The 12,095-nt window shown below is 39.7% G+C and carries 12 protein-coding genes; 5 read left to right on the plus strand and 7 right to left on the minus strand.

Features of this window, described 5'->3' with window-relative positions; genetic code table 11:
- Positions 1-16: 16 nt before the first annotated feature.
- Positions 17-991, minus strand: a complete 975-nt coding sequence (locus J2Z82_RS09390; RefSeq protein ID WP_209480544.1) for a 3-hydroxyacyl-CoA dehydrogenase NAD-binding domain-containing protein — start codon at positions 989-991, stop codon at positions 17-19.
- Entirely contained in the window at positions 978-1,886 is a 909-nt protein-coding gene (locus J2Z82_RS09395) for a beta-keto acid cleavage family enzyme (protein ID WP_209480545.1), read from the minus strand. The genes J2Z82_RS09390 and J2Z82_RS09395 overlap by 14 nt, the downstream gene beginning before the upstream one ends.
- Before the next feature lie 195 nt (positions 1,887-2,081).
- On the opposite strand from J2Z82_RS09395, the gene J2Z82_RS09400 reads away from it, so the two are divergent.
- On the plus strand, positions 2,082-3,740 hold the full coding sequence (locus J2Z82_RS09400) for a BCCT family transporter (protein WP_209480546.1): 1,659 nt from the start codon (positions 2,082-2,084) through the stop codon (positions 3,738-3,740).
- A gap of 77 nt (positions 3,741-3,817) precedes the next feature.
- On the opposite strand, the gene J2Z82_RS09405 is transcribed toward J2Z82_RS09400, so the two are convergent.
- A complete protein-coding gene (locus J2Z82_RS09405) occupies positions 3,818-4,093 on the minus strand; it encodes a phospholipase (RefSeq protein ID WP_209480547.1) in 276 nt (91 codons plus the stop codon).
- Between the two features lie 145 nt (positions 4,094-4,238).
- Between J2Z82_RS09405 and J2Z82_RS09410 the strand changes: the two genes are divergently transcribed.
- Positions 4,239-5,645: a Na+/H+ antiporter NhaC family protein gene (locus J2Z82_RS09410; RefSeq protein WP_209480548.1), complete on the plus strand. Its 1,407-nt coding sequence runs from the start codon at positions 4,239-4,241 to the stop codon at positions 5,643-5,645.
- Positions 5,646-5,664: 19 nt separating this feature from the next.
- Here the strand turns inward: J2Z82_RS09410 and J2Z82_RS09415 are convergent, their stop codons facing one another.
- From J2Z82_RS09415 to J2Z82_RS09425, 3 genes are all read right to left on the minus strand, one after another.
- The gene (locus J2Z82_RS09415) at positions 5,665-6,318 is read right to left on the minus strand and encodes a DUF421 domain-containing protein (RefSeq protein ID WP_209480615.1); all 654 of its coding nucleotides are present in this window, start codon (positions 6,316-6,318) and stop codon (positions 5,665-5,667) included.
- Positions 6,319-6,954: 636 nt separating this feature from the next.
- The gene (locus J2Z82_RS09420; RefSeq protein ID WP_209480549.1) at positions 6,955-7,479 is read right to left on the minus strand and encodes a hypothetical protein; all 525 of its coding nucleotides are present in this window, start codon (positions 7,477-7,479) and stop codon (positions 6,955-6,957) included.
- Positions 7,480-7,488: 9 nt separating this feature from the next.
- Positions 7,489-8,661 (minus strand): ParM/StbA family protein, encoded by a 1,173-nt coding sequence (locus tag J2Z82_RS09425; protein WP_209480550.1) that lies wholly within the window; start codon positions 8,659-8,661, stop codon positions 7,489-7,491.
- Positions 8,662-8,969: 308 nt separating this feature from the next.
- On the opposite strand from J2Z82_RS09425, the gene J2Z82_RS09430 reads away from it, so the two are divergent.
- On the plus strand, positions 8,970-10,229 hold the full coding sequence (locus tag J2Z82_RS09430; RefSeq protein WP_209480551.1) for a GGDEF domain-containing protein: 1,260 nt from the start codon (positions 8,970-8,972) through the stop codon (positions 10,227-10,229).
- Between the two features lie 5 nt (positions 10,230-10,234).
- Here the strand turns inward: J2Z82_RS09430 and J2Z82_RS09435 are convergent, their stop codons facing one another.
- Positions 10,235-10,960, minus strand: coding sequence for a DUF421 domain-containing protein (locus J2Z82_RS09435; RefSeq protein WP_209480552.1), 726 nt, complete (start codon positions 10,958-10,960; stop codon positions 10,235-10,237).
- Positions 10,961-11,168: 208 nt separating this feature from the next.
- Between J2Z82_RS09435 and J2Z82_RS19350 the strand changes: the two genes are divergently transcribed.
- Both J2Z82_RS19350 and J2Z82_RS19355 read left to right on the plus strand, forming a co-directional pair.
- The gene (locus J2Z82_RS19350) at positions 11,169-11,672 is read left to right on the plus strand and encodes an EamA family transporter (RefSeq protein WP_245251322.1); all 504 of its coding nucleotides are present in this window, start codon (positions 11,169-11,171) and stop codon (positions 11,670-11,672) included.
- Positions 11,621-12,073, plus strand: coding sequence for an EamA family transporter (locus tag J2Z82_RS19355; protein WP_245251331.1), 453 nt, complete (start codon positions 11,621-11,623; stop codon positions 12,071-12,073). Before J2Z82_RS19350 ends, J2Z82_RS19355 begins: the two co-directional genes overlap by 52 nt.
- The last annotated feature ends 22 nt before the right edge of the window (positions 12,074-12,095 follow it).

The raw sequence follows: 12,095 nt of genomic DNA on the forward strand, positions 1-12,095 counted from the left end.
AAACTCCCTCTTTCTATCAAAGTTTACCGGTAAGATTTGCGCCAGGCCAGTATTTTTCTAATAACTGCTGCAGTTCAATCAAAAATTGATCCCTGCGTACTTCTAGACTGTTCATCTCAACTCCATCAGTCTGCTTTTCGCAGCCGGTAATGACCTTTTGAGCCAATTCGTCGGTTAATTCAGGAGCCACAAGTTTTGTCCATGGCAGCTTCAATGCTGGACTAAATTGATCAAGCAAATGACGCATACCTTGCTTGCCGCCTCCCATATGTAATGTTAAAAACGGTCCCATCAATGCCCAGCGTAACCCTGGCCCGTAGATGATAGAGGCATCGACCTCTTCTGTTGTTGCAATACCATCGTTAACTATATGAAGTGATTCGCGCCAAATAGCTTCCATTAATCGATCAGCGACATGCCCTTCGATTTCTTTTTGGATAACAAGTGGTTTCATATTTATCTTATCATAAAAATCCTTTGCTTTTTCGATAAAAAACAACTCGGTTTTACTGCCGCCAACCAGTTCTACTAATGGTATTAAGTAAACTGGATTAAATGGGTGGGCAACAATAACGCGCTCTGGATGGTGAGCGCAATCAGCCTGAAGTGTGCTTGGCAATATGCCGGATGTACTCGACGCAATCACCGTTTCTTTAGGAGCGAATTGGTCTATTTCAGCGATAACTTTTCGTTTAAGCTGTTCACGCTCCGGTACGTTTTCCTGAACAAAATCAGCATGAGCCAGGGCAGTTTCAAGGTCTGTTTCAAAAGACAAATCATGCATAGATGCCTCATCTGATAATCCCATCTTCTCCATTGCTGGCCAGGCTTGTTCTACTGCATCACGCATTCGTACTTCTGCCGTCGGATCCGGGTCAGTTGCCGTGACATGATAACCGTTCGCTAAAAATCGAGTAATCCAGCCATTACCGATTACACCAGTCCCTACGACAGTGATGTTTTTTATCTGAGAAATATCATGTCCATCCATGTTGATCCGCCTTCCCATCTTGTTTACGAATTTTTAATAATTCACGTGCATCATGCGGAGTCATAATTTCTGATCCTAAACTATGGACAATTCCAATTGCTTTATCAACCAGCTGCTCATTTGTCGCCAATGTTCCCTTTTTTAAATACATATTGTCTTCCAAGCCAACACGAATGTTTCCGCCCTGAAGGACTGATTCGGCTACCATTGGCATTTGCATCCGTCCGATACCAAACGCAGCCCAGCTAGCATTATCCGCGACACGGCTTTTCATATATGCCAGTGTCTCTGCATCAGCATCTGCTCCCCACGGAATTCCAAGGCAAAATTGGAACATTGGATCACCATCAATCAACCCCTCTTCAACCAGTTGATTTGCAAAACGTACATGCCCTGTATCAAAACACTCAAGTTCTGGTTTAACACCGCTTTCCTGAATTAGCCTTGCTTGTTTTCGCAGCCAGTCTGTGGGGCTGACATAAACCTGATTCCCAAAATTGACACTTCCGCAATCAAGCGTACAAATTTCAGGTAACAGCATACCTACTGGCTCATGGCGCTGTTCAGGGGTTTGCATATCGGTACCCTCACCGCCCTTAGCAGGATCAGCATCACTTGGAACCCAGTCGCCACCACCACCGGCAGTAATATTAATAATCACATCTGTATCTGCTTCACGTATTCGTTCCACCACTTCTTTAAAAAGTTCCACATCATGACTTAGCTTTCCTGTCTTAGGATCGCGTACATGAACATGAGCAATTGTTGCACCTGCTTTTGCCGCTTTAATGGATGAATCTGCAATTTCTTTTGGTGTTACAGGTACATTAGGATTTTTTGATGTAGTATCTCCAGCACCTGTCACCGCACATGATAAGATAACGTTTTTATTCATGTAATTCCTCCTAACAGTGTCCATTATAATAAGTTTTCTCTCCTGCTTATACTGTTTACTAAAAACACTTTTTTATTAATTCCACATCCCCTTACACAGTACTGTATGTCTTCTGCAAACTGCTAAGAAAGATTAATGATTGTGTATATCCTGCTCCGTTATAGAAAAGCTATCTTTAGAAAGGGTGATATCGAAATGAACAAAAATTTGATTGACTGGCCAACATTTATAGGTGCTCTAATATTACTCCTCGCTGTTTCCATTCCACTTGCTGTTTTCCCTGAAGCGGGAAAAGAGATTGTCAGTGCTGCAAATGAATTCATGACAGGGAATTTTGGTGTGCTCTATTTATTAGGTGGACTCGCAGCTTTCGCATTTCTGATCTTTGTTGCGTTCAGCAAAAACGGTCGTATAAAGCTTGGGGATGAAGATGATGAAAGGGAATTTGGAACTATTTCATGGGCAGCCATGCTTTTTGCTGCGGGGATCGGTTCGAGTATTCTCTACTGGGGAATGATCGAATGGGCTTACTATTATCAAGGTCCGCCATTTGGCATAGAGGGGAACTCTCGTGAAGCGATTAACTGGGCACCTGCATATGGTATCTTCCACTGGGGACCGATAGCTTGGGCGATTTATACACTGCCAGCGCTGCCAATTGCATACTTTTATTATGTAAGAAAAAAACCTGTATTGAAAATAAGTGAAGCAGTAAGACCCGTCCTCGGACGATTGGTAGATACACCACTAGGAATAGTTATTGATGTCCTTTTCATGTTCGGACTTATGGGTGGCGCAGGAACAACACTAGCACTAGGTACCCCTATGATTGCTGAAGGTGTTAACTCGATTACCGGCTTACCCGTGAACCTAACCTTAAAAGCTGTGATTATGCTGATTTGTACTGCTATTTTTGCTATAAGCGCCTATTCCGGCTTGCGTCGCGGAATAAAAGTATTAAGTGATATTAACTTATGGCTTGCCATCTTCATTTTATTATTTATCTTTATCTTTGGTCCAACCTTGTTTATTAGTGAAACGACATTGACCAGCATCGGTCTTATATTCGATAATTTCTTTAAAATGGCGACATGGCTGGAACCATTTGGAAATATAAACGGATTCACCGAAACCGAATTCCCTGAAGCTTGGACAGTATTTTACTGGGCTTGGTGGGTAGTTTATGCACCATTTGTTGGTTTGTTTGTTGCTCGTATTTCCCGCGGGAGAACGATACAAGAAATGATTTTCGGCACAATGATGTATGGAACAATAGGCTGTATCCTGTTTTTTGGAATTATGGGGAACTATGGTCTGCATTTACAGCTGACCGGAAGTTTTGATGTTATTAGTTTCATGAATGAAAATGGTGCACCTGCAGCTATTATCGCCATTATGAACCAGCTTCCAATGTCCGGCATAATGGTTACCCTTTTCACCATACTTGCAATTATTTTCCTGGCAACGACCTTCGATTCATCATCCTATATACTGTCTGCCGTTGTCCAAAAGGAAGTAAAGGGAGAACCACTCCGCTGGAATCGCCTGTTCTGGGCATTCACACTTTGTCTGATGCCACTTGTTCTGATGATTGTCGGGGACCTCCAGACGCTTCAAACAGCCAGTATTGTAGCCGGTTTTCCAGTCATTTTCATCATGGCGTTGATGGCATGGTCATTTATGAAAGCCTCCAATGAAGACATAAGGGCATCCAAGGATTATGAGCCACCAACAATTTACATTGATCATCGTGAAACAAAAGAGCTTCGCCGAAGGAAAAGAAAAGAACGGCGGTCCGCGCTGGAAGCCCTGGAAGGTAAGGATATAAATAAAGATAATAATCGTGATAAATAGACCGTTGGCATGCAGACGGATGATTTCTCAGCATGATTTGCAGCTACCACCCTTTCATTAGAGTAAGTGTTTTTAAATTAGCAAAATAGTGTTTGTATTTTCATGACGTAATAAAGTGTTCTGGCATGTCTTCCTTGTTGTGTATAAGGGTTGATTAGAGGGCGAAGACGGTAAAGAAATTCTTGATCACATTTACATGAGGGACCATACCGTCTATAGCACATATCATGTTCTTTACAGGCAGCATCAATCTTGTTAACTGGAGAACCTGGTCCACTGCAGGCCGGCCCGCACCATCTGTATCCTGGAAATAGGCAAATCCGCGGACGTAAATTCCCATTCTTTTTTTCCATAACTTTGCCTCCTAACTTACTGGAATTATATCTAGTTTATGTGAGACAAAACGGATTGGTTGTTTGAAAACCTAAGTACAATTAATACTTTAATTAACACAGAATGAAATCAAGTAAAACGTAACTATGGAAGGTGGCAGTTACAATGGAACATGCTTGGCTATCCTTAATCCCATTTATAATCGTTATCGGATTGTCCATTTGGCTTAAAAAAATCCTGCCGGGACTTGTGCTTGGCCTCCTTGTTGGAGCGTTGCTTGTTGAATTTAGTGTGTTAGGCGGGTCCCAGGAAACTGTCAATTATATCGTAACGACTTTATCAGACGAAAATAACATTAAGATTATTGCCTTTCTTTATTTATTTGGCGGCCTTATAGGCATGATGAGAATCTCAGGTGGTATTAAGGGTTTTTCTGAGTGGATTGGTGGAAAGATAGATTCACAACGTGGATTGTTAAGCCTGATTTGGCTCACACTGCCATTTACATTTATGATGCCGATGTTCCGGATTATGATGATCGGTCCAGTGGTTAAATCGCTGATGAGTGAAATGAAAATATCCAAACGGAAAGTCGGTTTCACGATGGATGTATCGACTAGTTCGGTAATTGTCCTGTTACCTGTTGCGACTGCATTTGTCGGTTTTATGGTCTCACTTGTTGAGGGTGGCATTCAGAAACATAATCTGGATATGGATCCATATCAAATTTTCCTGCTCAGTATTCCGTTTAACTTTTTTGCCATCGTTATGCTGATCATAGGGCTGATTCGAACATTCTGGTCGTCTTCTGAGAAAGAAGTGGAAAAAAAGAAATCAAATGAGGAAGAGAGCTATCACCGTAAAGGAATTAAAAAGGAGTTATCGATGGTTAAAGCACAGCCTTGGAACCTGATTGTGCCTTTATTTTTATTACTGGGGTTGTCGCTATTCCTTTTGTGGCAAGATGGAGTCGCTAAGGGAGCGGACACTATTTTCCAAGCGTTCTCGGAGGCCGATGCAACGTTTGTTATGCTGCTGGCGGTATTTATAACACTAATAATCACCTTTGTTTTTTACATGATACGTAAACAGGAATTAGGGGAAACAATCTTCCACTTCTTTGATGGAGGAAACCAATTGATGCAAGCTATTATTCTGCTTGTACTTGTTTGGGCATTGTCGCTCGTTGCAGAAGATCTCGGGTTTTCCCAGTTCATCAGCTCAACGCTAGGTTCTTTTTTACCAAGCTTTACTATTCCTGCTATCATATTTCTCCTCGGTTCGGTTGTTGCCTACTTCATTGGATCATCCTGGGGAACATGGGGCTTATTCATGCCACTTGGAATAGCACTGGCTGTATCGACAGGTGCGTCGATTCCTTTGACGGTAGGGGCTGTATTTGCAAGTGGTTCATTTGGCGCGATGACATCTCCACTTGGCGACACAACCATAACAACTGCATCCATCCTGGAGATGCCTTTGGTCGATTATGCGCGCTATAAATTAAAAATCTGCTCAATAGGTGTAGGGATTGCTGTTGGGATATATCTTGCCGTTGGGTTATTTGTATAGACAGTAAAACACCCCCACCTTATTGTAAATGTTTTGGCGAGGGTGTTTTCGGATTATCTTCGTCCAATTCGTTAAAAATATCTTTCTGGTTGGTTACTTGTGTCAGTTGAGTATTCAGTTGTGTTAATTGCTGATTAAGCTGCTGAAGTTCTTTACTTGGTGCTAACTGATTCAGTGTTCCTTTTATATCAGTTGCCATCTGCTGAAATTCTTTCTTCGTAACTGGCTGTGCTTCTTTTTTCAATATAAATCCTACTTGACCATTCGGTTCCAGTGTTGCCCACTCTATATCACTTAGATTTAATACATTTTTAAGGCGCAGGTTCATCTCAAGCTGGTCTACAGTTAATCTTAATTTCTTTAGGTTTTGTTCCTGTAATTGACCGTTTTTAATTAACACTTTGGATTTTCCAGTAATAATTTTTTCAAATATATTTCCCTTAACTTGTGCATATTCCATTAAGAATAATGTGAAAACCAGTACTGCCCCTACAGCTAAAGTCTGCCATATGTTATTGCCAGAGACCGGCTGTATAAGTAGTGAGCCGATACCAATCATGATTACCGTTTGCGGGAGAGTCATTTGTGAAATAGACTTTCTGCCTGCAAACCGCAATAAGAATGTACCACCCAATACGATAAGTACTGCCTTCCATATCCAATCAAGCTCCATCATATCAAACTCCCTTACGATTGTTATGATTAGTTTGACTTGATTGGTGATTATTATACGAAAGGGGGACATGGACAAAATTGTTTTAGTCAAAATAAAATCCGAACTATGATTCAAATTTCCTGAGATAGAATTCGAATTAGTTCGGATTTATTTGTTGCTGATAAGATATAAAATGCGACGTAGTGAAAAACTTTTATTTAAGCTTCTTTCCCTTCTCTTAAAGAATGAAGGTTGAGTGCTTCGATTCGTTCCGGCAGAATACTTCGCTTTCCATGGGCACGACCTCAGCCTCCTCAGAAGCACAGAACGCTTCTTCCGGGGTCTTCGGAACGTGCTGTTCCCATAGGAGTCTGCGCATTCTGCCTCCACTGGAAGAGGCTTCTTGATTAGAGCTTGAAGTGTTCCCTATGGCTATGGCTAAGAAGATTAAGTAAAAACAATCCCAGCGGAGGAAATACACGTAGACTCCTGTGGGAGCTGAGGCCTAGATGAGACTACGCAGCGACGTAGGAGCAAGGAGGCTCATCAGCCGCCCACGGAAAGCGTAGTGTATTTCCGGAGCGATGTCATCGCACATAAATTATTTTTCATATTGTGTCGCACCATATATCAACTACGTATTAGATCCAGCCGTTATTTATTCATTTTCGAGAAAAAGTCACCTAGGGGATCTTCCTCATCTTCGTCAGGCTCTTCTTCTTCCTGATGAAGTTCATCCAATTTATCCAAATCCATTGCGTCTAAGTTTATTTCCGGTTCGTCATTTGAGGCGGTAGAATCTTCTTCCTGTAAATAGAGTGCCTCTTCCACATCACGAGAATTACTGTTTAAGGACGCTAACAAAGTTGTTGCCCGCATGGGATCCTGAAGCAGCTGATATAATATACTGCCAATTAATGCTTCAGAATGCTCATGCTTCAACCAGCTTTTCTGCTCTTTGGTTAATTGTTTCGGGAGTGGTACTGTTAATGTTTCCCGTTCTCTTGCAAAGGTCTCATTAACGCCTCTTAATACATATTGTGCGATTTCGCTTGAAAAATTTCGCCGTTCCGTTTCCTTGAGTCGTTGCAGTTGCTTTAATAAGTAATCAGGTGTATCTGACGGGACACGAAACGTGATCGATTGTCCCCGTTCGATGCTTTTTTTGGAATCTCGCATACTATCACCCTACTTTTCTTTCGTTGTCTCTTGTTCCTTTGCCTCTTTTGGAGCATTCTTGTTCATAAAATCAGTGATTAATTTGTAATATGCATTGGCCATCATCCAGATGCTCTCATTTTCATCTTCAAAGAAATCCAGGTTGTAGCCATCAAGCTTATTATTAAGTGCCTTCAGATAATCCTTCAGCACCGCTGATCCGCCACCAACAAAATAACAGATTTCCGACTGGGAATTCTTTTGCCATACATTACGTAGATAACGATATTCTTTCTTAGCAAGCTCCAATAAAATTCGATCAGTAATGTCATGAACGTTTGTCCGACTTCCTTTTACCATAATGTGATGACGATCATTTTTACGCGTGATTATATCAACCACATCACGACGGCTGTCGAGCTCTACACCATGTCTGGTACGAATTTCTTCGCGGATCTCCTCAAGGGATTCTGCAACACCAAGATGGAATCCTTGTGCTTTATCATCGTCAACATTCCGGTTGCGAATAACAGCGATATCCGTTGAAAGTCCGCCAATATCTTGAATCAGTATTTGCTTATCAATTAATTCCTTATTAATAACGTTAAGATCATTATCCATAATAAGGTTTACATATGCTGCAAAGCCCTCTGGATAAACCTTTACTTCATCAAATTTAATGTTTACTTTTTTCCCTTGATATTGTGGTGTTACTAAAAACTCAATCTGATGGACGGAACCAAGCAATTGAGAGCGGTACCCTACATCTTTTCCTTCCTTCACTTCACGTAATGGAAGACCTGTTCCCAATGTATAGTTGGCATCAATCACATCTTTTTTCGTTGCTTTGAATGCATCACTGCTCACTGCATCAAATGCAATAGAAGCAAATAGCATAATCAATGTCTGGTCTTCCTCAGACTTACTGCTTCCCGGATCCAGTTCTGTTGAATTATTCGTTTTCGTTGCCAAATTACCTACCCGATATACCGCATTGTTTTCTTCCAGGGCAGGGGAGTGGACGCGAATGTGCAGGTTATCTATTGGATCCTTTTTATCGAGGTCTTCAATTCCAATAACCGGACGGTCCTCCATATCCCTCGCAATTACATTTGGTATGTAGCAATTACTTTCCATTTTTCCAAAGTTTGCTTTTAATGCATCATTTCCTACATCGACTGCTGCAATTCTAGATTTTGTCATGTTTGTATTTCTCCTCTCGTGAAAATGAACTTGCAAGTATAACGTTAATAGATTTACTAGAATTACGCAATCGGACTTTTATCGTATTCTTTTATGTACACATGTTTTCAATATCGCAAACATTATTATACCGGAATGTATTCGATTTTGTGTACAAGAAAACAGATTTGCACACATGTTGTAAACATTTTGCATTCATGTTTACAATAATGTTTACAAATAAATGAACACACAATATATCCAGTTATGGTATGATTAAGATTATTATATAGGTTGTAAGGCCTATATATTAAAGGGGGGGACAATCTATGTTGCGAGTTAAAATCTTCATCATAATCCTATTCTTAACTGCCTTCGTTGTAGCAATTATTTCTGGACCAATCTTAATCGAAACCTCAACATATATGAAAGCCCTTCTACTGTATTGGCTGTTCTCAACTCTTTACACACATCTTAGAGTGCATTCAAAAAACGGAAAGTTAAATATGGATTACGGTGTCTCCTATAGTATGTCAATTGCTCTGTTCGCTGGACCACTTGGGCTATTTATCTATGAAGCACTTTATGGCTTTACTGTATATATCATTAGAAGAGTTACAAAAACTGGTGACCCGGATGAATTGTTACATACATTTTATAATATTGGTTCATTCGCACTTAATAACACAATTGTCTTCTATTTATTTTTCTATTTTTATCCCAGTTTTCAAAACATCCCTTTTGGCTTTTGGCTGCTAATTATCCTGTTAGCCCTGATTGTTGCCCTATTATCAGATATATACCTTATTACAATATCCTACTTTTTTGGTGATATTAGCACTCCAGGAGATGCAATCGACTTCATAAAAAGCCGCAGTATAACAGATCTAGGTAAAATAGCATTCTCAAACGGATTCTTGCTTGTATTTCTACAAGCGGAAAGCTGGCAGATGGTTATAGCCCTATTTATCTTAAACTATCTCGTCAGTCGTTCTTTCGTTGATAAATCATTAAGCATTCAAAATAAAGTAGAGCGTGATAAATTTGAACAAATGGCATATACCGACTTTATGACAGAAGTGTACAACCGTGCTTTTATGGATAAAAAAATGAAGGAATTTAATTTATCAGGTGAATATCTGGGGATAATTGTAGCGGATATTGATAAATTCAAACAATATAATGATAATTATAATCACGCTGTTGGGGATAAGGTTATTCAAAGTTTCGCTACCACTTTGCACAGGTACCTAAACGATGAAGACTTCCTGTTCAGAACAGGTGGTGAAGAATTTACGATATTCCTAAGACATAGAACATTTGAAGAATGCTCGATACTCGTTGAGCAGATGCGAGATGGTGTAGTGAATAGCCCGGTACATGCGGAATTTCATTCGAAAAACGTATCCATTTCATACACAGCCTCATTTGGATTATATTTCTATAAAACTAGCAAGTATCTATCTATTGAAAAGGGTTATATATATGCCGACCACCTATTACTTCGATCAAAGGAACTCGGTAAAAACCTTGTGTCAGTGAAGAATGGAATGAATGATCTTCCATTGTCTGTGAGATATTCGGAGTGAAAAGCCTAATGTCGTATAGGTGGAGCTTCTACATCCTGGTCATCCATTAATGAAATTTGAAGCTCGTGCTCGTAATTAATGGAGGCATAAAAAACGTCGTCTAAGTTGTCAATATTCCTACTGGCTAATTGCTCCATCAACCAGCTTTTATCCAGATTTAGATTGTGTAGCACATTCGAATATATATTTCCCTCTACGATAACAGAAAACGTTATTGATGAGGTTGTTGTGACGATGTCCAAATCTTGTAAAGTAACTGATTTATTGGATGTTTTTTTCAAAACACTTAGTGATCCATTGGCTTCAATGATAGCCGTCTCAACTTCATTCAAATCAAATACATTCTTCTCGCGGAGCATCTGCAGGATGTTGTCAATGGAGTAACGCATCTGTTTCATGTTTTTATGTAACAGTTTACCATTTTGGACAACGATGGTTGGTTCAAATGTCAGTAGTTTTCCGATTTTTCGATTGGATATTTTCCACTTAGCTACGATTCTTTGAAGTATAGCAATAGCAATAATCGCAAATGCAGTCGGAAGATGGTGTATATTTGGATCTGCTATGTCAGCACCTACCACCGCACCCAAGGTTACGATAATCAGAAAATCAAATATTGGTAACTCCCCTATCGCACGTTTACCCATAAAAATTGTTACAAAGAGTAATAATGGTAAAATAGTAACAATCCTGCCAAGAATGATAAGCAATTCTTTTAATGTTTCCAGCATGTTAATACCCCTTCTCATAACCTCTACTCTAATAGATATTGTATAGATAAATATGAACTATAATACTAGCATCCTTTCCTGTAATGGCCCTTTTCATACATTAATAGATTTCATGAAAGATGGGCTTATTATTCATAAAGGCTTCCATCAGCCAAGAATCAACCATCTATGTTATCCTTGTTATGCTTAATATAGGAGGCGGAAATTGATGGGCGATAAGAAGGGGATTTTATTTGTATTAATAGGTGCAGGCAGTTTTGGATTCACACCAATATTTGCCAAATTAGGATTCAGCAACGGCTATACACTCGGACAAATTAATATCATTCAAATGCTTATATCCCTTGTTTTACTATGGAGCATCGTCATAATTAAGCGGTCATCATTCAGGGGATTAAACAAGAAGAACATAAAACAGATTATGATAACAGGTTCATTCGTCGGACTAACGAGCATATTTTATTACGGTTCGATGATATACCTTCCTGCTTCATTAGCAATAATATTATTATTTCAATTCGTTTGGATTGGCATCCTATTTGAATGGATTCTTAGTAAAGTTAGACCAAGCCTAATAACCTTATTGGCAATGGCACTGATATTAATAGGAGTGTTTTTTGCCTCAAATATTTTAATTGCAGTCTGGAAAAATTGCCTGCGATGGGATTTGTATTTGGGATTCTTGCGGCATTTACATATGCAGGATTTATAAATTTTAGTGGTAAAGTGGCGACAGAGGTTGATCCATGGGTTCGTAGTTCGTTGATGGTTACAGGATCGACTGTGTTGGTAATACTGATTTTCATAAAGGATATACCGTATATACCTGTGACTGATGGTTCTTTATGGATTGTAACTGCAGGGGTTGCCTTATTCGGATCCGTTATGCCTCCATTATTTTTCGCGCTTGGAGCGCATTTAATCTCAGGTGGCCTCGTTAATATTCTGAGTTCATTTGAATTACCAGTGGCTATTATATCGGCAAGTATAATCCTCTCCGAATCCATCACACTTGTACAATGGCTAGGAACGTCTTTGATTATAGGCGCAATTATATTGAATGAATTAGGGAGTATGCGGTTTAATATTAAAAAACACTCAACAAGTGACTAGGAAATAAATCTTTATTAAAGTG

Source organism: Virgibacillus litoralis (assembly GCF_017873675.1).
In the GTDB taxonomy this organism is placed as follows: domain Bacteria; phylum Bacillota; class Bacilli; order Bacillales; family Amphibacillaceae; genus Lentibacillus; species Lentibacillus litoralis.